At 72.6% G+C, this 23,558-nt stretch carries 21 protein-coding genes and 1 pseudogene; 12 read left to right on the top strand and 10 right to left on the bottom strand.

What is annotated here, in order from left to right; all coding sequences use genetic code 11:
* The first annotated feature begins 280 nt into the window (after positions 1 to 280).
* Together JF597_RS12055 and JF597_RS12050 are read left to right on the top strand one after the other, a co-directional pair.
* On the top strand, positions 281 to 1,615 hold the full coding sequence (locus tag JF597_RS12055; RefSeq protein WP_366916394.1) for a glycosyltransferase: 1,335 nt from the start codon (positions 281 to 283) through the stop codon (positions 1,613 to 1,615).
* A complete protein-coding gene (locus JF597_RS12050) occupies positions 1,612 to 2,364 on the top strand; it encodes a polysaccharide deacetylase family protein (protein WP_293992927.1) in 753 nt (250 codons plus the stop codon). Before JF597_RS12055 ends, JF597_RS12050 begins: the two co-directional genes overlap by 4 nt.
* Before the next feature lie 58 nt (positions 2,365 to 2,422).
* Here the strand turns inward: JF597_RS12050 and JF597_RS12045 are convergent, their stop codons facing one another.
* The 5 genes from JF597_RS12045 to JF597_RS12025 form a co-directional block, all read right to left on the bottom strand.
* Positions 2,423 to 4,645 carry a transglycosylase domain-containing protein gene (locus tag JF597_RS12045; protein ID WP_293992924.1) on the bottom strand — a complete coding sequence of 741 codons (2,223 nt, stop codon included), beginning with the start codon at positions 4,643 to 4,645 and terminating at the stop codon, positions 2,423 to 2,425.
* A gap of 246 nt (positions 4,646 to 4,891) precedes the next feature.
* Positions 4,892 to 6,292, bottom strand: coding sequence for an MFS transporter (locus JF597_RS12040; RefSeq protein ID WP_293992921.1), 1,401 nt, complete (start codon positions 6,290 to 6,292; stop codon positions 4,892 to 4,894).
* Positions 6,289 to 7,500, bottom strand: a complete 1,212-nt coding sequence (locus JF597_RS12035; protein ID WP_293992918.1) for a type III PLP-dependent enzyme — start codon at positions 7,498 to 7,500, stop codon at positions 6,289 to 6,291. The genes JF597_RS12040 and JF597_RS12035 overlap by 4 nt, the downstream gene beginning before the upstream one ends.
* On the bottom strand, positions 7,497 to 9,206 hold the full coding sequence (locus JF597_RS12030; RefSeq protein ID WP_293992916.1) for an IucA/IucC family protein: 1,710 nt from the start codon (positions 9,204 to 9,206) through the stop codon (positions 7,497 to 7,499). Before JF597_RS12030 ends, JF597_RS12035 begins: the two co-directional genes overlap by 4 nt.
* Before the next feature lie 37 nt (positions 9,207 to 9,243).
* A complete protein-coding gene (locus JF597_RS12025; protein WP_293992914.1) occupies positions 9,244 to 10,818 on the bottom strand; it encodes an IucA/IucC family protein in 1,575 nt (524 codons plus the stop codon).
* A gap of 409 nt (positions 10,819 to 11,227) precedes the next feature.
* Here JF597_RS12025 and JF597_RS12020 point away from each other — a divergent pair, with 409 nt between their 5' ends.
* Both JF597_RS12020 and JF597_RS12015 read left to right on the top strand, forming a co-directional pair.
* Positions 11,228 to 11,989: a response regulator transcription factor gene (locus tag JF597_RS12020; RefSeq protein WP_293992911.1), complete on the top strand. Its 762-nt coding sequence runs from the start codon at positions 11,228 to 11,230 to the stop codon at positions 11,987 to 11,989.
* Positions 11,986 to 13,449, top strand: coding sequence for a HAMP domain-containing sensor histidine kinase (locus JF597_RS12015; protein ID WP_293992909.1), 1,464 nt, complete (start codon positions 11,986 to 11,988; stop codon positions 13,447 to 13,449). Before JF597_RS12020 ends, JF597_RS12015 begins: the two co-directional genes overlap by 4 nt.
* A gap of 643 nt (positions 13,450 to 14,092) precedes the next feature.
* Here JF597_RS12015 and JF597_RS12010 read toward each other — a convergent pair.
* A pseudogene (locus JF597_RS12010) lies at positions 14,093 to 14,558 on the bottom strand (NAD(P)H-dependent oxidoreductase); the annotation flags it as partial.
* A gap of 274 nt (positions 14,559 to 14,832) precedes the next feature.
* On the opposite strand from JF597_RS12010, the gene JF597_RS12005 reads away from it, so the two are divergent.
* The 3 genes from JF597_RS12005 to JF597_RS11995 all read left to right on the top strand — a co-directional run bounded on the left by JF597_RS12005 (position 14,833) and on the right by JF597_RS11995 (position 16,356).
* A complete protein-coding gene (locus JF597_RS12005; RefSeq protein WP_293992906.1) occupies positions 14,833 to 15,159 on the top strand; it encodes a plasmid stabilization protein in 327 nt (108 codons plus the stop codon).
* A 205-nt stretch (positions 15,160 to 15,364) separates the two neighbouring features.
* Complete coding sequence (locus tag JF597_RS12000) at positions 15,365 to 16,219, top strand: GAF and ANTAR domain-containing protein (protein WP_293992903.1); 855 nt, start codon at positions 15,365 to 15,367, stop codon at positions 16,217 to 16,219.
* Positions 16,216 to 16,356 (top strand): hypothetical protein, encoded by a 141-nt coding sequence (locus tag JF597_RS11995; protein WP_293992901.1) that lies wholly within the window; start codon positions 16,216 to 16,218, stop codon positions 16,354 to 16,356. Before JF597_RS12000 ends, JF597_RS11995 begins: the two co-directional genes overlap by 4 nt.
* A gap of 228 nt (positions 16,357 to 16,584) precedes the next feature.
* Here the strand turns inward: JF597_RS11995 and JF597_RS11990 are convergent, their stop codons facing one another.
* Positions 16,585 to 17,496 (bottom strand): magnesium and cobalt transport protein CorA, encoded by a 912-nt coding sequence (locus JF597_RS11990; protein WP_293992898.1) that lies wholly within the window; start codon positions 17,494 to 17,496, stop codon positions 16,585 to 16,587.
* 223 nt (positions 17,497 to 17,719) lie between these two features.
* Here JF597_RS11990 and JF597_RS11985 point away from each other — a divergent pair, with 223 nt between their 5' ends.
* The 4 genes from JF597_RS11985 to JF597_RS11970 all read left to right on the top strand — a co-directional run bounded on the left by JF597_RS11985 (position 17,720) and on the right by JF597_RS11970 (position 20,016).
* Positions 17,720 to 18,784, top strand: a complete 1,065-nt coding sequence (locus JF597_RS11985; RefSeq protein ID WP_293992896.1) for a YihY/virulence factor BrkB family protein — start codon at positions 17,720 to 17,722, stop codon at positions 18,782 to 18,784.
* A gap of 193 nt (positions 18,785 to 18,977) precedes the next feature.
* Complete coding sequence (locus JF597_RS11980) at positions 18,978 to 19,349, top strand: phage holin family protein (protein ID WP_293993098.1); 372 nt, start codon at positions 18,978 to 18,980, stop codon at positions 19,347 to 19,349.
* On the top strand, positions 19,346 to 19,744 hold the full coding sequence (locus JF597_RS11975) for a DUF3618 domain-containing protein (RefSeq protein ID WP_293992893.1): 399 nt from the start codon (positions 19,346 to 19,348) through the stop codon (positions 19,742 to 19,744). The genes JF597_RS11980 and JF597_RS11975 overlap by 4 nt, the downstream gene beginning before the upstream one ends.
* Before the next feature lie 5 nt (positions 19,745 to 19,749).
* A complete protein-coding gene (locus tag JF597_RS11970) occupies positions 19,750 to 20,016 on the top strand; it encodes a DUF4235 domain-containing protein (RefSeq protein WP_293992891.1) in 267 nt (88 codons plus the stop codon).
* Positions 20,017 to 20,138: 122 nt separating this feature from the next.
* On the opposite strand, the gene JF597_RS11965 is transcribed toward JF597_RS11970, so the two are convergent.
* Both JF597_RS11965 and JF597_RS11960 read right to left on the bottom strand, forming a co-directional pair.
* Positions 20,139 to 20,537: a signal peptidase I gene (locus tag JF597_RS11965; protein WP_293992888.1), complete on the bottom strand. Its 399-nt coding sequence runs from the start codon at positions 20,535 to 20,537 to the stop codon at positions 20,139 to 20,141.
* 87 nt (positions 20,538 to 20,624) lie between these two features.
* Positions 20,625 to 21,290 (bottom strand): hypothetical protein, encoded by a 666-nt coding sequence (locus JF597_RS11960; RefSeq protein ID WP_293992885.1) that lies wholly within the window; start codon positions 21,288 to 21,290, stop codon positions 20,625 to 20,627.
* Positions 21,291 to 21,581: 291 nt separating this feature from the next.
* Here JF597_RS11960 and JF597_RS11955 point away from each other — a divergent pair, with 291 nt between their 5' ends.
* Positions 21,582 to 22,163, top strand: a complete 582-nt coding sequence (locus JF597_RS11955; protein WP_293992883.1) for a hypothetical protein — start codon at positions 21,582 to 21,584, stop codon at positions 22,161 to 22,163.
* A gap of 69 nt (positions 22,164 to 22,232) precedes the next feature.
* Here JF597_RS11955 and JF597_RS11950 read toward each other — a convergent pair whose 3' ends face one another.
* Positions 22,233 to 23,438, bottom strand: coding sequence for an acyltransferase (locus JF597_RS11950; protein WP_293992880.1), 1,206 nt, complete (start codon positions 23,436 to 23,438; stop codon positions 22,233 to 22,235).
* Positions 23,439 to 23,558: the final 120 nt, after the last annotated feature.

Raw genomic sequence — 23,558 nt, 5'->3', positions numbered from 1 at the left:
ACGCCCTGGGCCCCCCTCGGCGAACCACCGCCACCTCTACATCTCGTAGTAACTTGACCGGCATCGACCGGGATGCCGGGGCCCGAGCCGCCTCCGAACTCCCGTTCCGCGACGATCGTTTCCTAAGTTCTACATCATGTAGTAGCTTCCCTTCTCGGCACCGCAGCGGTCGAGTCGTGGCCCTGGCCCGCGCGCAGGCGCGGCCTCGGCCTGCCCGCAGCGCCGTCCGGGCCGGGGCAGTGCCCGGCGTGCCCCGAGGCCCATCAGGAGGCGATCCACCGTGGTCCACCGTGACGACCTGGTGCCGGAGTCGGCACCCCCGCCGTCCGCCGCACCGCCGCTGGGCGGTGCCGGGCGGATCGCGATCATCTCGGCCGGTGTCGGCGCGGGACACGACGGCGCGGCCGCGGGGCTGGCCGAGCGGCTGACCGAGCACGGGTACCTGGTGGACCGGCACGACTTCCTCGACCTGCTGCCCACCGGTACGGGCCGGCTGCTGTGCGGCACCTACCACCGCATGCTGACCTGGGTGCCGGACGGTTACCAGCGCCTGTACGCGGCCACCGACCGGGCGGCACGTCCCAGCGCGCTGTGGCGGGCCCTGTTCCGCGCGGCCGAGCAGCGCACCCTGCGGGCGCTCGCGCCGGACACCCGCGCGGTCGTCTCGACCTACCCCGGCGCCAGCCAGGTCCTCGGCGCACTGCGCCGGCGCGGCAGGCTGACGGTGCCGGCCTTCACCTACCTCACCGACTTCTCCGTCCACGCCCTCTGGGTCGCCCCCGGCATCGACGCCCACCTGGCCGTGCACCCGGTGCCGGCGGCCCAGGCCCATGTGCAGGGCGCGGCCGCCGCGACCGTCGTCGGTCCGGTCACCGACGCCCGCTTCACCCCCGCCACCGCCGGGCAACGGACCGCCGGCCGCGAGCGGTTCGGCCTGCCCGCCGAGGCGCCCCTCGCTCTGCTGGTCGCCGGCTCGTGGGGCGTCGGACCGGTGCGGCGGGCCGCCGCCGAGATACGGGCGACCGGGGTCGCGGTGCCCGTGGTGGTGTGCGGACGCAACGAGTCCCTCGTGGCGGAGTTGCGCGCGGACGGCATCGGGCACGCCTTCGGCTGGGTGGACGACATGCCCGGGCTGATGCACGCCTGCGACGTCCTGGTGCAGAACGCGGGCGGGCTGACCTCGCTGGAGGCGTTCGCCGCCGGGCTGCCGGTGGCCAGTTACCGCTGCATCCCCGGGCACGGCCGGACCAACGCGGACGCCCTGGACGAGGCGGGCCTGGCGGCCTGGATCCGCGACCCGGCGGACCTCGGCCCGCTGCTGGCCGAGCTCCTGCACGGACCGCGCGGCAGGGCCCAGCGTGCGGCGGGGCTCGACCTGCACCGCCTGGCTCCCGGACCGGTCACCGCCATCGCCGCCAGAACCGGGCCGCACCCCGCGCCGGACGCACAGCCCGCGGCGAAGCGCCTCGCCGGCCGGCGCCGGATCGCCCTGACGGCCGTCACCGTGGCGGCCACGGCCTGTCTGGGCGTAGCCGCCCCGCTGGCCCACGCCTACACCGACACGCCCGCCCGCTTCACGACCGTCGCCCATTTCCTGGACGGAGACGGACGATGACCCCGGCCCGTCTCGCCCGTGCCACGGCACTCGCCTCGGCCGCAGCGGTGCCCGCGCTCGCGGCGTTGCACGCGGCACCCGTGATCTCCACGTTCGGGCCGCTGCGCAACGCGGCCATGCCGCGCCTGGCCGGCCGCGGCCGGCCGGATCACGTCGCGCTCACCTTCGACGACGGCCCCGACCACCTGTCCACCCCGCGCTTCCTCGACGTCCTCGACGCACGCGGGCTGCGGGCCACCTTCTTCCTGCTCGGCTCCATGCTGGCCCGCTCACCGGCGCTCGCCGAGGAGATGGCCGCGGCCGGGCACGAGATCGCCGTCCACGGCTGGCACCACCGCCCGCTGCTGCTCCGCGGGCCCCGCGCCGCCTACGACGACCTCGCCCGCGCCCGCGACGCCGTGGCCGACGCCACCGGCAGGCCACCCGTGCTCTTCCGGCCGCCGTACGGGGTGATGAGCACCGCCGCCCAGCTGGCCTGCCGGCGCCTCGGTCTCACCCCTGTGCTGTGGACCTGCTGGGGCGAGGACTGGCGCAGGCGGGCCACCCCGCAGTCCGTCGAGCACACCGTCCTGAGGGACCTGCGCGGCGGCGGCACCATCCTGCTGCACGACTCCGACTGCACCTCCGCCACCGGCTCCTGGCACACCACCCTCGCCGCACTGCCGCGCATCCTCGACACCTGCCAGGAACGCGGCTGGCGGGTCGGCCCCCTCCGCGACCACGGCGTCCCCGGGCTGCCCTGCGGGTGAACGCCCGCGCCGGGAACACGCCGCCCGGCGCCGGCCGGGCGGTCGGTGTCCGCGCCCCTCAGGGCCGGCCGCGGACGCCCGTCGGTGCCGGTGCGGCACTCGTCGGCGTGGATGTGGGTGAGGTGGTGCCGCCGGTCGTGCCGCCGAGGAGGCCGCCGCCGGTACCGGCGGTCGTTCCGGTGGTGTCGGTAGGACTCGGGCTGACACAGTGCTTCCCGTGCCCGCGGCACGGTGCCGTGGTGGGGGCCGGGGTGGCCGGCGCGGTCGGGGTGGCCGGGGGTGTGCTCGGGGCCGCGGTGGCGGAGGGCGTGGGCGAAGGGGCGCCGTATTCGTCCGTGGACTCGCCGAGCGCGGGTGCGGGCGGGAACTGCTGGACGGGTTGTCCCTGGAGGGCGGCGGTCATGTACCCGGTCCACACCTCGGTGGGCATGTCGGCGCCGAAGACCTTGGCGTAGCCGCCGACCCCCTGCATCGACTGGAGGCCGGCGTTCTTCGGGTCCTCCTTGAACATGCTCACGGCCGTGGTCAGCTGCGGGGTGTAGCCGATGAACCAGGCGGACTTGTAGTCGTCGGTCGTACCCGTCTTGCCGGCCGCCGGGCGCCCCAGGGCCTGGGCGTTGGTACCGGTGCCGTTCTTGACGACGTCTCGCAGGACGTCCGTGACGGTGTCGGCGGTCGAGGCGGGCATGGCCATGGTGCCCTTGGGCTTGTCGAAGCCGGACAGCTGCCGACCGCCGGCGACGACCTTGGTCACCGAGTACGGCTCGTGCTGGACTCCGCCGTCGTCGAAGGTGGCGTACGCGTCCGCCATGCGGATCGCCGACGGGGTGGACGTACCGATGTAGAAGCCCGGGGTGTCGTACTGCAGGCTCGTGCGCAGGAGCCCCGCCTTCAGGGCCTCGCCCTCCACGTTGTCGTAGCCGACGTACTCGCCGAGCTGGACGTAAGGGGTGTTCACCGACTGCTCCATGGCCTTGCGCAGGGTGATGTAGCCCCACTTCGTGGAGACGTCGTTGCGCTGGTGCAGGAGTCCCGTGGGGTCCTTCGAGTCCGGCAGCTCCTGGCCTTGCTGGTTCTTGATGGTGATGCCGTCGTCACCGTTGAACTTCGAGTCCGGGGTGATGGGCGAGGCAGGCTGCCCGGGCGAGAGGACGGCGCCGTGGTCGAGAGCGGCGGCCAGGTCGAGGGGTTTGAAGGTGGAGCCGACCGGCACGCCCGTCGCGTCCGCGTTGTCCGTCCAGTGCCCCTTGTTCCAGCCGGGCCCGCCATACAGCGCGACGATCGCGCCGGTGGCCGGATCGATCGACGCCGCGCCGACCTGGACGTCCTTGTCGGCCGTGCGGTGCTGCGGATCGAGGTGCTTCCGCTCCATCGCCGAGACGGACGTCGACAGGGCGCCGACCTTCTTCTTGTCGAAGGTGGTGTAGATCTGGTAGCCGCCGTGGCCCAGCTGCTGGTCCGTGAGGGACGTGTGGGCCTCGACGTATTTCTCCGCGGCCTGCACCAGGTATCCGGTCTGCCCAGCCATGCCCGCCGACGGCGTGTACGGCTTGGGCGTGGGAAACCCCGCCGCCAGGTACTGCTGTTCCTGGGCCGCGGTGATCTCGTGGATCTTGGCCATACGGTCCAGCACGTACGTCCAGCGGGCCTTGGCCTGGGCCTTGGCCTGGGGGTCGGTGTCGGCGTGCATCAGCAGGCTCGGCTCGTTGACGGTGGCGGCGATGAAGGCCCCCTGGCTGACGGTCAGCTGGAAGGCGTGCACGTGGTAGTAGGTGCGGGCCGCGGCCTCGATGCCGTAGGCGTCCCGGCCGTAGTAGCAGGTGTTCAGGTAACCCTGCAGGATCTGCTGCTTGGACAGCTGCCCGCCGATCTTCAGGGAGATCATGATCTCCCTGAGCTTGCGGGTGACCGACTGGTCCTGGCTGAGGTAGGTGTTCTTCACGAACTGCTGGGTGATGGTGGACCCCGACTGCACCTGACCGCCCGTTGCCATGTGGTAGACGGCGCGGAGCATGCCCTGCGTGTCGACGCCCGGATCGGTGTAGAAGGTGGCGTTCTCCGCGGCGAGGAAGTCCCACTGCACCAGCTTCGGCACCTGGGCGAGGTCGACGTTCTGGCGGTTGGTCGCCCCCTGGGTGGTCATCACCGAGCCGTCCGACCAGTAGTAGGTGTTGCTCTGCGCCTGGGTGCTGGGGTTCGCGCCGGGAATCGTCGTCGTGGCGTAGGCGTAGCCGAACAGGCCGAGCAGGCCGGAGACGAACAGCAGGAAGGTGCCGGACACCAGCTTCCAGGAAGGCAGCCACCGGCGTAGGCCGTGTCTGCCCGTCCGCGGGTAGTCGATCAGGCGGAGCCGGCCGGAACGGCCGGAGTCCGTACGTCGTGTGCGCCCCGCGCGGCGCGCGCGCCCGTCCCGGGACTGCGCAGCCCTGCGCGCCGCGGCCCGGCCACCGTGGTGCATGCCGTCAGAGCCGGACGGTGCGGTCCGCCCCGGCGATCGGCGCCGGTGTTCGCTCATTCTCGCCACTCCTCAGTCAGCGCCCCGTCCCCGTCGGCACCGGGAGGGCCACCCACGGAGTGCCCCTCGGGGCCTGCCGGGGCGCGCTTGCACACCCCGGCAGCTCCTACATGTTGTAAGAGTAAGGTGCTCCGGCGCCGCGCATGCAGCCGCCCCCTTGGCCGCAGGCGCGGGTCGGCGCCGCCTTCCGGGGCTCCGGTCCCGCTGCCCGCGGGCAGTGACGGAGAGCACGAGCGCGGTGATGAGCGAGACGACGCCGCCCAGAACCAGGGTGAAGCGGGCTCCGAGAGCGTCGGACACCAGGCCGACCAGCGGTGCGCCCACGGGGGTGCCGCCGAGCAGGACGAGAAAGTACACGGACAGGACGCGGCCCCGCAGCCGTGGGTCGGCATGGAGCTGGATCAGCGCGTTGGCGGTGGTGGTCACGGTCACCGCGGCACATCCGGTGACGAACAACAGGACCAGGAAGGAGCCGTAGCCCGGCAGGAGGCCCTGCGCGGCTTCCAGGGCGCCGAAGCCGATCGTGGTGGAGATCAGACGGCGTGCGGTGGGGGGCTTGCCGTGGTGGGCCCAGTAGATCGCGCCGAGGAGGCCGCCCAGAGCGTAGGCGGCGGAGAGGCAGCCGAATGCGGCGGCGCCCGTGTGGAACACCGTGACGGCGACGAGCGAGACGGTGACCTGGAAGTTGAGGCCGAAGGTGCCGACGAAGGCGATGAGGCTGATCGGCAGGAGCAGTTCCGGGGTGGTGGCGATGTGGCGGAGTGCCTCGCGCGCCCGGGTGGGGCCCGGTCGCGCGCGGACAGGGGCGTCCGGGGTGTCGGTACGGATGGTGACCAGGCCGTAGAGGACGGCCAGGTACGAGGCGGCGTTCAGGAGGAAGACCGGGCCGGTGCCGAAGGCTGCGACGGTCAGGCCGGCCAGGGCCGGGCCGACGGCGCGGGCCACGTTGAACTGGGCGGCGTTCAGGCTGACCGCGCCGGCCGTGTGCTCGTGGGAGACGAGTTCGCAGATGTAGGCGTTGCGGGCGGGACTGTCCACGGCGGTGGCGGTGCCGAGGGCGAAGGCCAGCGCGTAGAGGGACGGCAGGTTCACCGCTCCGGTCACCGTGAGCAGTCCCAGCAGGAGCGACTGGGCGGCCATCGCCGACTGGGTCAGGAGCAGCGTCCGTCGCTTGGGATACCGGTCGGCCAGCACGCCTCCGGTCAGACCGAGCAGGGTCTGCGGCAGGAACTGCAGCGCGGTCACGATGCCGACCGCGCTGCCGCTGTTGCCGGTGGTGTGGAGGACGAGCAGGTCCTGGGCGGCGCGCTGCATCCACGTGCCGATGTTGGAGACCAGCTGTCCGAGCAGGTAGCGCCGGAAGTTCGGGACGGCGAGTGCGTGCGTCACCGGCAGGCGAACGACGGTACTCATGACGTCTGACGGGCACACGCGTCGCCCGCGACGGGCGTGCCGGTGTCGTCGTCGAGATGGTGGAAGGTCGGGTGGGGGTGCATGAGGAACGCGTGGTGGGAGATGTTCCACGCGTAGGCGCCGGCCATGGCGAAGGCGACGCGGTCGCCGACGCGCAGCCGTTCGGTCATGATCCGGCTTGCCAGTACGTCCTTGGGCGTGCAGAGCTGTCCGACCATCGTCACCGGCTCGTCCCGGACCTCCGGACGGTTCCAGGGCCGCGGCCAGGTGTCGTCGGGGATCACCTCGAAGGGCTGGTCGTGCTGTTTCGCGGCCGGGGTGCGCAGGTGGTGGGTACCTCCGCGCAGTACGGCGAACGCGTGTCCCCGGCTGAACTTGAGGTCCAGGACCTGGGTGACGTACCAGCCGCAGTACGCCGTGACCGAGCGGCCGGGCTCGATCCGCAAGGTGAGGCGGGGGTGGCGGGCGAGGATCCGGCGCAGTCCTGCGCCGAGGGCGGGCCAGTCGAACACTCTGGGCGGATGCGTGTAGTCGACGCCCATGCCGCCGCCCACGTTGACTTCGCGCAGGTCCACTCCGCGACCGCGGGCCCAGCTCTCGGCCCAGGCGAGGACCTTGTCGACGAGCAGGAGATGGGGCTGGGCCTGGAGGCCGCTGGCAAGGTGGAAGTGGAGGCCGCGCAGCCGGACGCCCGGGACCGAATCCATCACCTCCAGGCAGCGGTCCAGTTGTACGGGATCCATGCCGAACGGCCCGCCGCCCATGGCCAGGGCGACCCGGCCCACGTCGACGGGCAGGTTGACGCGCAGCAGGACGTCCACGGTCCGGTCGCCCAGCAGGGTGGCGAGGAGGCGGAGTTCGTGTTCGCTCTCGACGTGCAGGCGCTCGGCTCCCGCGTCCAGTGCGCGGGCCAGCTCCTGCTGGGTCTTCCCCGGGCCGCCGAAGGCGATCGGTGCGCCCGGGACGGTGGCGCGGACGTGGTCCAGTTCGCCGCCGGAGGCCACCTCGAAGCCGTGGACGTGTTCGGCGAGGGTGCGCAGGATCAGGGGGTCGGAGTTGGCCTTGGCCGCGTAGAGCAGCTCGACGCGGTCCGGCAGTGCGGCCCGGATCGTGCGTACGTGTTCGCGCAGGTCGGGCAGGTCGTAGACGTAGGCGGGCAGATCGTCGTCGGGCAGTGCGGCGACGAGGCCGTACGTCTCGGGCCTCACCGGACCACCTCGCGGGGGAAGTCCGCGCCGAGCGGGCTGGGCAGGGGCACGTAGGCCGCGTGCCGGTCGGCCTTGCGGGACCAGCGCAGCAGGAGGTTGGCCTTGGCCGGCAGCGGTACGCCGGACAGCAGGGCACGCAGGCGCGGCGGTTCGGCGGCGGTGCGGGCGTAGCCGGCGAGGTGGTCGCGGACCAGGCCCCACAGGGCGGGTTCCAGCGCCGGGTCGAGGTCGGCCAGGGCGCTGAGCAGGTCGGCGGTGTGGTTGACCAGGAGGCAGTACGCGACCCGGTTCCAGCCGTGTTCGGGATCGTAGGTGAGGGGACCGCGCACGTCGTCCGGGAGGCCGGCGAGGGCCTGCCCGTGAGGGCCGGGCAGGAGCTTGGTGCCCTCCAGGTCGCGGAAGAACATCTGCGCGGGCGTGCCGTCGGCCTCGACGCCGACGACGACGTTCTGCAGGTGGGGTTCGAGCACGACGCCGTGTTCGAAGTAGGCGGCCAGTACCGGCGGGAGCAACAGCCCGAGGTACGCGTCCCACCAGGCCAGGATGTCACCGTCGCCGCGGGCGAGCAGTTGGGAGACATGGGCCGCGCCGGTCGGATACTCGTCCGCCACCGCGGCGGCGAGCAGGGGTGTGACACCGGGACGCAGATGACCGCGCAGGCCGGAGCGGACGATGACGCCGAGGCCCTCCAGGAGGGCGGTGTCGCCGGCCGTGTCGAGGGTGCGGTAGCCGGGCTCGGCCAGGAGCGCGCAGCCCGGGAAGCGGTCGGTGAGCCGGGCGAAGACCGGCTGGAGCAGCCGGTTGAGGGCGACGGCCCCGGACAGCTCGTAACTCGCGTGCTTGCGGACGCAGTTGGTGATGCGGACGTCGAGGCTGAACTTCAGGAACGCGTCGGTTTCCGGGGCGTACAGCGTCCGCACCGATGCGGTCGGCACCAGCTCCGGGCCGCCCGTGCCGGTGTCCACGACATCTCCGGCGGCGACCGCCTCGCGCAGCCGGTCGTGGTCCTTCAGCAGCCGGTACTGCCAGGGGTGCACGGGGAGCACGGCGAACTCCGGTTCGGCCACCGGGTGCAGCGCGTCCAGCGCGTGCGGCTCCCCCTCCTCCCGTACGAGGTGGCGGCGCACGGCCAGGTACCGCAGGCGGAAGCGGGTGCCGGTCTCCGGGCCGTACGCCAGCCAGTCCGCCGGGTCGCCGGTACGGGCCTTGGGCGTGGGGTGGAAACGGTGGCCGAACACCAGGGACTGCTCCGAGGCCACGTACGGGTCCGCGGGCGCCGGGGCGCCCGCCCGCTCCTCCAGTACGACGCGGATCGTCTCCCGGCTGTCCGCCACCTGGCCCAGGAACTCCTCGTTGGCCAGACCCGTGCGCTGTTCCAGTTCGTCGTGGATGCAGCCGGCCAGCTCGCGCCAGTCCACGGTCATCCAGGCATCGCCGTCGAGCCGCTGCACCGGGCCCTGGAAGCGATGGGCTCCGATCAACGAGGTCCGACGCAGGGCGGCACGGAGCAGGAGGCCCCGGCGGGGCAGTCGTAGCAGGAGGTGGCCGCCGACGACCGTCACCTGGTGCTCGGGGGCGGACACCTCGCGGACCAGGCAGTTGAGCAGCGTGTGGGTCGTGACGAGGTCGGCCGTCCGCGACGGCTCCGCGGTCGGGGAGAGGACGGTGGTGGCGCCGTCGGTGTGGGGGGCCGTGCCGGTGGTCATGTGGTCGCTCCAGTGGGACAGCGGTCGGTGTCAGAGGTCAACGGCAGAGCGTCAGGGGGTTGGGCACGGACGTCCATTGCGCGGTGCCCGGGTCCTCGGACAGGCGCATGGCGATGGTCGCCTTCAGCGGCATCGTGTCCCCGAAGAACGCCGCCGCGTCCCCCTGGTCCGGCAGGTCGGCGAAGACGCGGCGTCCGACCTCGGCGACCGTGCCCCACAGCGCCCGTGGCTCAGCCGCCCGGGTCCGGCCGAGGACGTCGACCAGCTCGCTGAAGACCCCGCTGACCAGTCCGCCGAAGAGCTTGGTGCGCAGCGCGCCGATGTCGTCGCCGGCGCGGGTGCCGAGCAGCGGCGGCAGCGTGAAACCGCACCGGGCCAGGCGGCGCGGGCTGACCCGTACGCCGTCCAGGTCCCGGTACAGCACCCGCACCGGCCGCCCGTCCCGCAGGACGACCAGTGTGTTCTGGCCGTGTGCCTCCAGCGCCACCCCCATGGACAGCAGCGTCAGGGCCGGCGGCAGGACGAGGCCGGCGAGATCCGCCAGCCAGCGCACCGGGTCCCCCGACACCACGGCGGCTCCGGTCGCGTGCACGGCCGTGAGCGGTACCGCGATCTCCCCGGCGTCGAGGTGGCATTCGGTCGATTCCCGGATCATGGCCGTCAGGCTCGCGGAAGGCTGTCCGCCCACGCGTACCGAGCCGCCGCCCAGCTCCCGCAGGACCCGCAGGCTGCCGCTGTGCCCGGCCTTGTCGAGGACGGCCGCGACCAGCTCGGACAGCGGGGGCCCGTCGGCGGCCTCGGCCGCGGAGATGGTGCGCCGGTAGTTGGTGACCTGGACGTCGAGCGCGGTCTTGACGTGGCAGCCGGGCAGCGCGCCGAGCGGTGCGAGGGTACGCAGCGACAGCAGCGGGCGGGCCGGGATCGTCTCCTCCACGACGGCCAGGTCGCGGTGGTGCCGGAGCACGTGGTCCCGCTGCCAGGGGTGCACCGGCAGCAGGAACGCGTCGCCGTCCCGCAGTGCCCGCGGCCACTCGCCGGCGCCCTGCCAGCGGTCGGCCGGGACCCGGACCAGGGCCAGCCGGACGACCGGGCGGTGTTCGGGCGCGTAGGCGAGCACGTCGGCGACGGACATGCCGGTGCGGGTCCGGCAGCAGGGGTGCTGCGGGTGGCCGTCGACGACCGCCTGCTCGGCATCCGCCGAGTCGGCCGGGGAGCCCTTCCGGCCCGCGTTCGCGGCTCTGGCGAGGGCCAGGTTGACGACGCTGTTGTCGAGTTCGGCCGCCAGCCGCTCGGCCGCGGGGGTACGCGGGCCCAGCTCTGCCAGCAGCCGGGCCGGGTCGCTGATCGGCCCCTGCGGCCCCGACACGGCGAAGTCCTGCGGAACGTCGGCGAACGGCCGCGCGCCCGCCTCGGCCGCCGAGAGCGAACCTCCCCGTCGCAGCTCGACGACCAGAGATCCGGACTCACGGCGACGCGTGGTCACACCGGGCAGGGGTTCTCGTCCGAAGGCGCCCCACAGGCGCGACAGCACGGTGGCGCGTGCTCCCGGGAGTGCGGTCGCGAAGGGCTCCACCAGGTCCGGGCGGATGCGGCGCAGTTCGTCCATGGGCATGCGGTGTCCCTGGTTCTCGCGGTGGCGGGTGGTCCGGTGGTGCTCCGGTGGCACCGACCGCCCGACCGACGCTACGGGAAGACGATCAAGGGAATTGCCAGAGCGAATACAGCGAGAGGTCGCGGACTCCCCCGGAACAGCGTTTCGCCGTGCGCCGTTCCGGCCGGTCCGGCCGAGGAGAACGCCGGGGCGCGCCGGCTGACCTTGGATCAGATTCCGGCTGCCGCCAGGGAGACCGAGTGCCGGCGTCCGGCGTCTTAACTCTCGGCTTACGCCACGCTGGCCAGGCCCTTGATGTCGTCAAGAAGCCGCGCCACAGCGAATGAGCCGACCGTAGAAGATCACTGGCTCGGGGGAGCTTGCGGCGTTTGCGCCACGCGCCGTGGCCGGTGTCTGTGAGCCTTTCGGCATGCGTGTCTTGCTGATCGAGGACGACGACCGGGTGGCCGGGCCGTTGTCGGAAGGGCTGCGCCGTTTCGGGTTCACCGTGGAACACGCCAGAACGGGGGCCGAGGGCCTCGCCGCGCCGGAGGTGGCGATGGTGCTGCTGGACCTGGGGCTGCCCGACATGGACGGCATCGACGTCTGCCGGACGCTGAGATCCCGCTCGTCCGTGCCGATCATCATGATCACGGCCAGGGACGACGAGGTGGACCGTGTCCTCGGGCTCGAACTGGGCGCGGACGACTACGTCTCCAAGCCGTTCGGCGTACGGGAACTCGTCGCCCGGATCCGTGCCGTCACCCGCCGCGCCCGCCCAGCGGTTCCGGACCCGCAGCGCGGATCTTCGAAGTCCTCGGACGGCCTCGATCATCCCGGGACACCCGACATCCGGCGGATCGGCCCGCTGACCATCGACCGTCGCACCCGGCAGGTACGCCTGCACCAGGCGTCCGTCGCCCTCGCGCCCAAGGAGTTCGACCTGCTCACCTGCCTCGCCGAGGACCCCGGCGCGGTCTGCTCCCGCCGGCAGATCCTCGACGCGGTCTGGGAACCGAACTTCTTCGGACCCACCAAGACCCTGGACGTCCACATCGCGGCGCTGCGCCGCAAACTCGGCGACGCGTCATGGATCGAGAACATCCGCGGCATCGGCTTCCGCCTCGTCCCCCCGGCACATCTCGACACCCCGTCCGCCGCGGTGCAGACGCGCGGCGGAGAGATCCGGTGACCCGTCGCCTCCTGCTCAGCCACCTGAGCCTGATACTGCTCGTCCTGCTCGCGCTCGAAGTGCCCTTCGGCGTCTTCTACGCCCGCAGCGAGCTGGCCCGCTTCTCCCGCACGGCGGAACAGGGGGCGATGACGCTCGCCGAGGTCTGCGAGGACAAGATGGAGCACGGACTGACAGCCGACCTGCCCGACCTCGCCCTCGCGTACGGGCGGCGGACGGGCGGTACCGTGCTCGTCGCCGACCACCGGGGCATCGTCCTCACCGACACCGCTGCCCACGCCGTGGTCGGCACGGACCTGTCCGCCGAGTCGGACATCTCCACGGCACTGCACGGTCGTCCCAGTGTCGGCACGCGCAGGGCCCCGCCCGCGGACGGTGGCCTCCTCTTCGTCACCGTACCGGGCGGGTCCAACCCCGCCGTCGCCTGCGTGGTGCGAACGGTGTACGCGCTGGGCCCGCTCAAGGCCAGGGTGCGCGCCACCTGGCTGGTCCTCGCCGCCGTCGGTCTCGGAGTCCTCGCCGCCGCCTCCCTGATCGGGTTCGCTCTCGCGCGCTCGATCACCCGCCCCGTGCAGGCCCTGGAACGCGCCACCGCGCAACTCGCCGAAGGGCGGATCACCGATCCCCCGGCGACCGACCACGGGCCACCGGAACTGCGCAGGCTCGCCGCGTCGTTCACCCGGACCGCGACCCGGCTCCAGCACCTGCTCCAGGCTCAGCAGGCGTTCGCCTCCGACGTGTCGCACCAGCTGAAGACACCCCTGACCTCGCTACGCCTGCGCCTGGAGAACTTCGAGCCGCACCTCGCCCCCTGCGCGCAGGACAGCCTCGACAAGGCGCTCGGCGAGCTGGAGCGGCTCAGCCGCATGGTGCAGGGGCTGCTCGCGCTCGCACGGCTGGAGAACACGGAGATCCGGACGGAACCCGCCGATCTCAATGCCGTCGTCTCCGACCGCGCGGACATCTGGACGGCCTTCGCCGCCGAACAGCAGGTCGACATCATCGTGTCCGGAGGCGCGTCCGTTCCGGTGCGGGCAGTCCCCGGCGCACTGGAACAGATCATCGACAACCTGCTGTCCAACGCGCTCCGTGTGTCCGCACCGGGAACCTCCGTCACGCTGGCCGTCATCACCACCCCCGCACAAGACACCCGCGCCTCGCCCGTGACCGAGCTGCATGTGATCGACCAGGGCCCCGGCATGACCGAGGCCGACCGGCACAGGGCCTTCGACCGCTTCTGGCGAGCTCCCCACGCCGACCACGACGGCACCGGCCTCGGTCTGCCGTTGGTCCGGCACCTCACCCGCGCGGGAGGGGGCGAGGTCACCCTGGAGGCAGCCCCCGGCGGCGGACTCGACGCGGTCGTCCGCCTCCGGCACGCCGAATGCCGCGAGCAGCAGGATCGCCTCGTCACCACCGCGGACGTCGACGCGGCGGCCCGGTCCACACCCGCCCGGTAGGCGCGGGGGGCTGTACGTCGACTGCGCACCGCGAGCATCCCGGCTCGCAGCCCTGCAGGCCGCACACGGAGCCAGGTCGGCGCCGGGCCCTCGGAGCCGATCCGGACAGACCTTCACTCGGGTGGGCCGTACGCCCGGCGTCGTCGTCAGGGGATTCCTCTCCGTCCGTTCCGGGGACCTCGCTCCATGCTCCAGGCCCTGGCCGTCGGCGCACGACCACTGGACTGGCCGACCGCAGATCCGTGACGAGGCCGGCAGCCCTCTCACGTCCTCGGCCCCAGCCGGACTCCATGCCGGTTGACCGGATCCCGCAGCGGTGTCCGGACGGGACCACACATCACCCGTTTGGTCTACACCCCCGGGTCCCGGGGTGCGGCGTCCCTCATTCGGCCGCACGGTGGACATGGCCGGCCTGCCGCCAAGTGACAGCCGTGATCGCCAGCTTCGCGGGGAGGCGCCGTGATCGTCACAGCTCTGCTCACCCCGGTGGTGCCGCTTCTCCTGCTGTTCGGACTGCCCATCCTGGAGGACCGCCTGTTCCCGCCACCACCGACTCACGAAGTACAGGCGGAACCGGAACGGGCCGAACACGACTGACACCCCGGCTCTTCGACTGCACGCAGGACACCGGAACGGGCGGGTTCGCCTCGCCCGGGATCGTGTAACCGATGTCCGCGAGGGCCCCTGAGACCTCCGCTGATGACGTGGTGGGCACCGTCCTCGTTCCCCGTGACCACCACGCCCGCCACGCGGTCGTGGGCGACCGGGCGGTCCTCGTCGTCGGTCTCGGACATCATCGCGTCCGTCCGCTCCCGCACCCGCTGCGCCGCCGAAGACGGCCGTCCCAGCCAGCTCGGCGAGGCGATGACCAGCACCTCGGCGTCCAGCAGCCGCTCGTGGACGTCCGGCCACGCGTCGCCGTCTCCCGCGTCCGTGACCACCCCCGGCGCGATGGCCAGGCCCACGGCACGCACGAGCTCCGTCTGCACGCCGAGCTTGGACAGGCGGGCGGCGACCATCGAAGCCAGGGCCTCGGTGCTGAACGGCCCGGGGGGACGTACGGCTCTGGAGCCCGACGGGTCGGACGACAGCTTCGGGGAACTCGGCATGCCGACCGCACCCATCCGGACGAGCGGAAAGGACCTGGCATGTCCGACCCCCAGCAGCCTGAGCAGAGGCGAAGCCGCAAGGGCAGTGCGACGCCGCAGCACAGCGGTGAGCTCAGGGCGCGGCAGACGGGAAACACCGGCGGCCGCGTCCACGGCACGGGCAAGGGGGGCAAGAGCGGCGGTGAAGGCGGTGGAGTGCCTCCGGATCAGCGGTCGGATCACTCCTGAGCAACCGGTGCCCCGCGATCACCTGCGACCACTGAGGAGAAGCGCTATGCCTGCCGGATCGAGTTCCAAGCGGGAACGGCAGTACGAACACATCAAGAAGAGCGCCCAGGACCGGGGCGAGTCCACCGGACGGGCCAAGGAGATCGCCGCGCGGACGGTCAACAAGGAGCGGGCGAGGTCGGGCGAGTCGAAGACCGCGAGCAAGTCCTCGACGCGTGGTCCGAAGTCCGCGTCCCAGCGCGGCGGGCAGCGCTCGCACAGCGGCGCGCAGGGTCCCACCAAGGACCAGCTGTACGAGGAGGCGAAGAAGCGCAACATCGACGGCCGCTCCTCGATGACCAAGGAGCAGCTGCAGAACGCCCTCGGCCGTTGAGGTGCGTCGGCACCCGGCCCGGCCGACGGCGAGGAGACGACGGGTCTCGTCCTCGCCGACGCTGCACCGGAGGTTGGGCCGGATCCGGGCGGGGCGCGGTGCCCGCGTCGGCACGTGGGCCGCTCCGACTCGCCCGGTGGCCTCCTGCGGCCGGAGAACCGGATCATGTCTGCTGACCATCCTCGCCCGCGGGGAGGTGACGACCATGCCCGCTGCCCCCTCCGCCCGTGCTTCAGGCGGCGGTGACGGCGAACCGTCGAAGGCGGAGGAGCGGCTGCGCGTCATCGAGGCGCTCGCCGCCGCCGCCCGGGGCGTGCAGCCGTTGCGGGCGCCGGAGGCGCTGTGCCGTGCCTGCGTGGGGCTGCTGCCGGTCAGCGGCGCGTCGGTCTCGATCTCCGGCGGCCCGACGGTGTGGGTCACCTGGTGTGCCAGTGACGAGCTCGCGGCACGGCTGGCGGAGGCCCAGTACACACTCGGCGACGGCCCGTGCCAGACGGCGCTGGACGCGGCCGCACCCGTGCTGGCGGCGGATCTCGCCGACGGGCCGGACGGCAGGCGATGGCCGATGTTCGCACGTCAGGCCGTGGAGCTGGGCGTGCGGGCGGTGTTCTCGCTGCCGCTGGGAGTGGGCGGATCGGCGATCGGCACCCTCGATCTCTACCGGGACCGGCCCGGCGGGCTGTCGGAGCGTGAGCTGGGCATCGCCCTGTGGGCACGGGACGCGGTCACGTGCGCCGTGATGAATCTGCATGCGCGCGCCGACCGGGACGAACGGGCGCCCTCCCAGGGGGGAGCGTCGTGGGTGGAGGCGTCCGAGGCCGAGCACAGCGAGGTCTACCAGGCGATCGGCATCGTGATGGTGCGGCTCGGCGTGGGTCCCGAAGAAGCCCTGGACCGGATGCGGGCCCGGGCCTTCGTCGAGGGACGTACGGTCACCGAGGTGGCCCGGGACGTCGTCGCCCGCGCCCTCCGCTTCCCGAGGGAGGCGGACGGCGGTCCTGGCGACCAGCAAGGCCGGCGTGACACCGGCGACGACGGACTGGACGGTGAACGGTCGTGAACCGCGAACGGCAGCTCGCCGAGGCGCTCGTCGGGCCGGCCGACTCCTTCGCGGACGACGTCGACCCGGTGGTACTCCTCGACCGCCCCGCATCGAACGGCGTGGAGATCACCGGTGCGACGCGGTCGGCGTCATGACGGCCCCGCTCCGCGGCGGCCTGCGCACCGTGGCCGTCACCGACAACGGGCCGCCCGGCTGGAACACCTCCAGCTCCAGACCGGCGTCACCGCCGTCGCCCTCGTCAACTGGAACCCGTACCCCATCCGCCCGACGACATCAGCACCCGGGTGCAGGCCGCGATCGCGGCGAAGGCGGCGCCCTCGGGCATCCGGGTTCCGCCGTACGCGCGGGCCACACCCCCGGCCTCACAGCCAGCCGTTGCGCCGAAAGGCCCGGTACAGCCATCCCGCGCCGAGGGCCATCACGGCCAGCGCGCCCGGGTAGCCGTAGCGCCAGGCCAGCTCGGGCATGTGGTCGAAGTTCATGCCGTAGATCCCGGCGACCAGGGTGGGGAAGGCGAAGATGGCAGCCCAGGCGCTGATACGACGCATGTCGTCGTTCTGCCAGGTGCCCACGGTCGCGAGATGCGCGTCGAGGACGGAGCCCAGGAGATCGTCCAGGGCGCGCACTTCGGTGCCGGTGCGGGTGAGGTGGTCGGCGACGTCACGGAAGTACGGCACGAGCTCGCGCGGCCATTCGTCCCCCGCCACGGTCAGCGACTGCATCACGGGGACCAGGGGCTGGACCGCGTCGCGGAACTCCACCACCTCGCGTTTGAGCGAGTAGATCTGCTCGGTCAGGTCCTGGCGGACCGGTGAGAACACGCACCGTTCCAGTTCGGTCAGATCCGCGCGTACCTGGGCGGCGGCATCGGTGTAGGCGTCGACGACGACGTCCGTCACCGCGTGCAGGACGCCGGCCGGCCCGAGCCGTGCCATGTCCGGCTGCTCGGCGAGCCGACGGGCCGCGCCCGCGACAGGGTCACCGGCCCCGTGGCGCACGGTCAGCGCGAAGGAGGGGCCGAGGAAGATCATGACTTCGCCGGTCTCCACGTCGGCGGTCTGCTCGACGAACCAGAGTGTCTTCACGGCGACCGCGAGCACGTCGCCGTACCGCTCCTGCTTGGGCCGTTGGTGTGCCTGGACCGCGTCCTCGACGGCCAGCGGATGCAGCCCCAGCTCTTTGCCGAGCTGGTCGAGTTCCTCCGGCGAGGGGTCGCTCACGCGGATCCAGGCGAACTCCTCCGGCGCCAACGCGGCCAGACGGTCCAGGGCCATCCCGCGTCCGGCCTCCTCCTGGCCACAGTCGATTCGCTCCCCCGCACCCGTACGGTTCTGGTAGATCTCACACTCCATGCCTTCCTGGGTGCTTCCCTGACCGCGTTCCATGCCCGTCCGCGCCCGATTCCCGCACCGTCCGCCTCGCCCCGGTGGGCCGTGCGGCGCGGCGATGTGCCCGATCGGGCGCGTAGAGGAGACGCCCACGGGTTACCCGGTGCGCATGCTGAGGCTTCGTACACCACGGCGCAAGGCGCACCGGGACAGCGGGGAGGACACGGGAGACGAGGTGCCGACGCCCGAGGAGGCGGGACCCGGACCCGAGGTCGAACGGCGGGCGCCGGACGCGCCGACCCAGCTCCCGAAGCGGGCCTGGGGCGCCGTTCTCAAGGGTGCCCTGCACGAGTTCAGGGACGACGAGCTCACCGACCGCGCGGCGGCCCTGACGTACTACTCGGTGCTCTCGCTGTTCCCGGCCCTCCTGGTGCTGGTCTCCCTCCTGGGCGTCGCCGGCCGGTCGGCCACCGACGCGGTGCTGCACAACGTCCGGCAACTGGCGCCGGGTCCGGCCCGGGACATCATCACCAGGGCCGTGGAGCAGTTGCAGGGCAAGGCCGGCGCCGGGTCCGTCATGGCGTTCGTCGGGCTGGCGGTGGCACTCTGGTCGGCCTCCGGCTACGTCGCGGCGTTCATCCGGGCCGCGAACACGGTCTACGACGTGCCGGAGGGGCGGCCGCTGTGGAAGATCCTGCCCCTCCGCGTTCTGCTCACCCTCACGCTGATGGTGATGGCAGCGGCCGGCGCACTGATCGTGGTCTTCACCGGCGGCATCGCCCACCAGGCCGGTGCCGCCCTCGGGATCGGGGACAGTGCGCTGACGGTGTGGTCGATCGCCAAGTGGCCGGTGCTCGTTCTCCTGGTCGCGCTGATGATCGCCGTCCTGTACTGGGCCAGTCCGAACGCGAAGGTCAGAGGGTTCCGGTGGATCACGCCGGGCAGTTTCGTCGCGCTGCTGGTCTGGCTGACCGCCTCCGCAGGCTTCGCGCTCTACGTCGCCGGATTCGCCTCGTACAACAAGACCTACGGCACCATGGCCGGCGTCGTGGTGTTCCTCGTCTGGCTGTGGATCACCAACCTGGCCGTCCTGCTGGGCCTGGAGTTCGACGCCGAGACCGCACGCCAGCGGGCCGTCGCGGGCGGTCTGCCGCCCACGGCGGAGCCCTACACCGAGCCTCGTGACACCCGGGCCTGGGACGAGGAGCACGTACGCCGGCTGGATGACGCATGACCGCGCCACGGGCATACGGCTGCCGCGCACGTCGCCGGCCGTCCTGGGTACTCGCGCGTTCGTAGGACCGCCGGGCGGGTCGCGCCGCCCGGCTGGCAGCAACGGAAAGGGACGGGAGGTGAGCGCCGTGTCGGGTACACAGCCGCAGCACGCCGCGGCCGGCCGGAGCACGGACCGCTCGGGCCAGGAGTCGGTGAGCGAGCTGGTGCAGCGGGCCTCGCAGCAGCTGACAGAGCTGGTGCGGGGCGAACTGAGGCTGGCGCAGGCGGAGATCAGGGAGAAGGGCAGGCACTACGGCAAGGGTGGTGGCCTGTTCGGAGGCGCCGGGGTCGTCGGCTTCCTGATGCTCCAGGCGCTGGTGGCCAGCGTGATCGCCGCGATCTCGGTGGCCCTGCCGGTATGGGCGGCCGGGCTGATCGTCACGGCCGTACTCGGTCTGGTCGCCGCGGTGTTGGCCAGGAGCGGGAAGAAGCAGGTCGGGCGCGCGGCGCCGCCCACGCCCGAGCAGACGGTGGAGAACGTGAAGGCCGACGTGGCCACGATCAGGGAGAGTGCGCACCGATGACCCAGCCGCCCCACGACGAACCCGTCGCTTCCAGCCCCGAGGAACTGCGCGAACAGGTCGAGCAGACCCGTACCGAGCTCGGGGAGACGGTCCAGGCCCTCGCGGCGAAGACCGATGTCAAGGCGCGCGCCAGGCAGAAGGGTGCCGAGGTCAAGGAGCGGGCTGCCGTCAAGGGCGGGCAGCTGAAGGAGCAAGCCGCCCTCAAGGCAGGGGAGTTGAAGGCGAAGGCCGCCGACGTGGCCCACCGGGCCCGGGGCCGGCTGCCCGCCGCCGTCGGGGACGAGGGTGCGCCGGGGGCCCGGCTGGTGCGGGACGACCGCAAGGCGCTGTGGGCGGTGGCGGCGGGTGCGGCCGTCGTCGTGGTGTGGGTGGTCTGCCGCCGTACGGAGGGGTGAGCCGGATGAAGGTTTCGAAGATCGCTTACAAACCGGTGGGCATGGCTCTCGGCGTGGCCGGCGGCCTGGCCGCGGGAGCGCTGTTCAAACAGACCTGGAAGGTGCTCGGCCACGAGGGGGACGCCCCGGACGCCACCGACGAAGACCGCTCCTGGCGCGAGGTGCTGCTCGCCGCGATGCTCCAGGGCGCGATCTTCGCGGTGGTGAAAGCCGCCGTCGACCGCGCGGGCGCCACCGGTGTCCGCAGCCTGACCGGAACGTGGCCCGGCTGACGCGAGGTACCGCGGTCGTGGCGGCGTCGGCGGCGGACGGCGCCGATGCCGCCACGACCGGGCAGCCCTGACGGCCCGGCCGCGCGACCGCGTTCGGCGGTTCGCCGGACCGGTGGCGGCGGTCACGCCCAGGGCCCGTCGGTCGGCGGCGGCCCGTCCTGCGGCGCCGCGTATCCCGGCACGGAAGGCCATCGCACGGTCAGGACGACGGAATCGTCCTCCGCGACCCAGGAGTGATCCACTCCCCGGCCCCAGACGACATAGTCGCCCTGCTCTTCCAGGAGCACGCTGCGGCCGGGGAACTCCATGCGGAAACGGCCCGTGACGAGCACCAGGAGAGCCGTGCGCACCTCGCCCTCCACCCACTGCGTACGCTGTTCACCGCGCGGGTGGACGCCCCACTTGACCTCGACGGCGTCGCTGTGCCGGGGGTCGTCGTGCTCCTTGAAGTGCCCGAGCAGCCATCCCCGGTCCGTTGCCGCGTCCTTGCCCGCCTTGCCCACGTACACGCTGTCCGCCATGCGTCGGAACGCTAACAGCCGGCTGCCGGGCCGGTCTCAACAGACCGCTGCGCGGCCTGACTTGCCGCGCAGCGGTCCGCGCCGCACTCAGTCGAGGCCGAGCCTGGCGAGGGCCGTGGTCCAGTCGGTGACGATCGCCTGCTGCGCCTGGGCGAGGGTGACCTTGCCCGCGCAGACCGCGGTGTGCAGCTTGGTCTCCACGGGATCCTTCCTGTTGTTCACGCCCTGGCCGGCCTTGTGGCCGGGGTCCGCGGGTTCGAGCCACAGGTTGCGCGGGTCGTTGGGGTCGCCACCGAGCTGGAGGCTTATCAGGTGGTCGTACTCGGCGTCGCTCATGGCACCGGTGAAGCCGTAGGAGGCGGCGTTGAGTTTCTTCTCCTTGCCGGTGACGTAGGCGGACGGGCGGACGCCGGACGTGTAGCCGCCCTTGCGGCATATCGTCGTCTTCAGGTTGGCCTGGGTGACGGCCGGGGAGATCGCGCCCGGGGTGCACGCGCTGTCCTCCAGCGGCTCCCCCTTCTCGTACCGGTAGTGGCACTGGCCGGCGCCGGGCTGCTGCTGCACCGTGTACTTCTTCTGCGGGCCGGCGCCGACCGGGATCTCGTGCGCCCCGCCCGCCGCACCCGACGGGGACGTCGCCGGCGCCGGGGCACCCGACGAGGACGGGTCCGAGGTACCGAGCTGGACGGACGAACAGCCCGCCAGCAGCAGACAGGTCAGCAGTGCCGGCACGGCGGCAGGGCGAACGGGCATGACGACCCCTCACGGGTAGATGGCAGCTGAGCAGATGGTGCCCTACCAGGAATTGCGCACGCCGGGCGGGATGGGCGAGCGGGAGCACCGGCGCCGTCCGCAGGGGCGTGCGAACCCGGCGCGGACGGACCGGCCGCCGGTGCTCCCGCTCCCCGGTCTCCAAGAGGCCCCTCGCGGGGCCGGGTTCGGCCGGCGCGGCCGGTCACCTCGCCGACCCAGGTGATGGAGACGAGGATCGGGGCGTCGTCGGCGTCCACGGCACCGGTCCGGCGATGGTCAAGAGTGCGTCACGTGGTCGCGGCGGCTGAGCGGACGGGAGGTCCGAGCCTCGCCCTGGGGCTCGCCTCCGCTCTCCTGCTGGGGGCGTGCGGCTCCTCGAACGGCACCGGCACCGGCAACGCCGCCCCGGCCGCACCGGCCGCCCCCGTCACGTCGGCGACCCCGGCCGCGTCGGATCCGGCCGCCTCCACGCCGACCGCCGCCGCCGGCAACGCGGGCGGGCAGCCGGCCACCACCGCCGCCGTGCTGACCAGGGCGGCCCAGGGGCTGGGCAGCATCGTCACCGACGACAAGGGGCTGACCCTCTACCGCTACGACAAGGACCAGCCGAACCCCTCCAAGTGGACGTGCTCCGGCGCCTGCACCAAGACCTGGCTGCCGGTGATCGTGCCGGAGTCGGTGCAGACCTCGGGGGTGCAGAAGAGCCTCCTCGGCACGGTCCACCGGAACGGCGAGACACAGCTCACCCTCGCCGGCTGGCCGCTCTACCGGTACGTGGGCGACACGGCGGCGGGACAGACGAACGGCCAGGGAAAGGACCAGGAGTGGTACGCCGTCACTCCCTCGGGCCAGAAATCGACGGCGACAGGCTGACGGGCGACGGGCTGACGACAGACCGAGGGCCGGCCCGGAAGCGGGCCGGGCTTGTCCCACACGCTTGTCTCACGCGCCAGAACGTGCGGCTACCAGCGATTTCCAGGACCTGTTCCGTTTGAACGGTGTTTCGAAGAGCTTGGAGAACAGCCACGCCGCGACGACCGAGACCGGCAGGCCCACCGCCAGCGTGAACCAGAACGTGGGCAGTCCCGGCGACACGACATGCGGAGCGACCCGGCGGATCACGGCCAGCACGACCGGCAGATGGATCAGGTAGAGGCTGTAGGAGAAACCGCCGAGGCCGCGGACGGGACGCGCGGTCAGGAGCCGTACGAGGAAGGCCGGCTTTCCCGTGGCGACGGCGGCGAGCAGCATCGTCATGGCCGGAGCGACGGCGAGGTCGATCCAGAAGTAGTGGTTCACCGTCCAGGCGGAACCCCGTACGGCGCCGAGGACCAGGACCGGCAGGGCCGCCAGGGCGGCGAGCCACCCCCACGGCAGTCGTCGCACCCTGTCCGAGGCGGTGACGATGCCCGCGCCGGCCACGCCCGCGGCGAACACCGGAGCGAGATGGGGAGCGAGCCAGTTGTCGCCCTCCACCGGGTTGGCACCGGCCGCCGTCAGGCCGATGACGACCACCGGAAGTGTCACCGACGCGGCGAGGACCGCGGCGCCCCAGCGGCGGCGGACGAGGAGGAGGAGCGGGAAGAGGAGATAGAGCTCGGCCTCCACCCCTATCGACCAGAACGCGCCGTTCGGCGTCGGGGCGGTGACCATGTCCTGGGCGACCAGGCCGTACACCACGACGGTCGCGCCGGTGGGCGGCCCGAAGTGCGAGGCCGGCACCACGAACCACGAGATCAGCAGGCTCAGGGCCAGTGCCGCCCAGTACGGGGGCAGGATGCGCCAGGCGCGTCGGCGCAGGAACTCGCGGACACCGGCCGTCCGCCAGCCGTGCCGCGCCGGGGAGATCGCCAGGGAGAACCCGGACAGCACCAGGAAGAAGACGACGGCGAGGCGCCCGAACATCAGCCCGCCCAGCCACGGCGGCGCCGAACTGTGCGGGTAGCCGGGGAAGGTGTACAGCCAGCAGTGGAACAGGACGACGTACAGGGCCGCCAGGCCCCGGAGGCCGTCCAGACCCCGCACCTGCGCGTGCGCCCGCGGACGGACGTGTGCCGCGCTTCCGTCCCCGGCCCCGGTCCCGCTGTCCTCCCGGCGTACGGGGACGGCCAGGTCGAGAGCACTGCCGGCCGGGCGACTCGCATCCACTGAAATGGTTCAGCCCTTCCTCTGCACACCGGCTGCCGCGCGGCGCCGATGCCTTCGGGCGGCACGGCGCCGCCCACAGCGACAGGTACGTGGCCCCCGGCCGCGCCGTTCAACCGGCGG

The organism is Streptomyces sp., assembly GCF_019510245.1.
In the GTDB taxonomy this organism is placed as follows: domain Bacteria; phylum Actinomycetota; class Actinomycetes; order Streptomycetales; family Streptomycetaceae; genus Streptomyces.
This window is presented reverse-complemented; position numbering and strand designations above follow the sequence as displayed.

What these genes read in the sequence shown, in the direction of transcription:
- JF597_RS11960 (WP_293992885.1), bottom strand. Translation starts at nt 21,290, where the DNA reads ATGCCCGTTCGCCCTGCCGCCGTGCCGGCACTGCTGACCTGTCTGCTG.
- JF597_RS11985 (WP_293992896.1), top strand. Translation starts at nt 17,720, where the DNA reads ATGCTGAGGCTTCGTACACCACGGCGCAAGGCGCACCGGGACAGCGGG.
- JF597_RS11975 (WP_293992893.1), top strand. Translation starts at nt 19,346, where the DNA reads ATGACCCAGCCGCCCCACGACGAACCCGTCGCTTCCAGCCCCGAGGAA.
- JF597_RS11965 (WP_293992888.1), bottom strand. Translation starts at nt 20,537, where the DNA reads ATGGCGGACAGCGTGTACGTGGGCAAGGCGGGCAAGGACGCGGCAACG.
- JF597_RS12050 (WP_293992927.1), top strand. Translation starts at nt 1,612, where the DNA reads ATGACCCCGGCCCGTCTCGCCCGTGCCACGGCACTCGCCTCGGCCGCA.
- JF597_RS11970 (WP_293992891.1), top strand. Translation starts at nt 19,750, where the DNA reads ATGAAGGTTTCGAAGATCGCTTACAAACCGGTGGGCATGGCTCTCGGC.
- JF597_RS12005 (WP_293992906.1), top strand. Translation starts at nt 14,833, where the DNA reads ATGCCTGCCGGATCGAGTTCCAAGCGGGAACGGCAGTACGAACACATC.
- JF597_RS12025 (WP_293992914.1), bottom strand. Translation starts at nt 10,818, where the DNA reads ATGCCCATGGACGAACTGCGCCGCATCCGCCCGGACCTGGTGGAGCCC.
- JF597_RS12000 (WP_293992903.1), top strand. Translation starts at nt 15,365, where the DNA reads ATGCCCGCTGCCCCCTCCGCCCGTGCTTCAGGCGGCGGTGACGGCGAA.
- JF597_RS12020 (WP_293992911.1), top strand. Translation starts at nt 11,228, where the DNA reads ATGCGTGTCTTGCTGATCGAGGACGACGACCGGGTGGCCGGGCCGTTG.
- JF597_RS11990 (WP_293992898.1), bottom strand. Translation starts at nt 17,496, where the DNA reads ATGGCCCTGGACCGTCTGGCCGCGTTGGCGCCGGAGGAGTTCGCCTGG.
- JF597_RS12030 (WP_293992916.1), bottom strand. Translation starts at nt 9,206, where the DNA reads ATGACCACCGGCACGGCCCCCCACACCGACGGCGCCACCACCGTCCTC.
- JF597_RS12040 (WP_293992921.1), bottom strand. Translation starts at nt 6,292, where the DNA reads ATGAGTACCGTCGTTCGCCTGCCGGTGACGCACGCACTCGCCGTCCCG.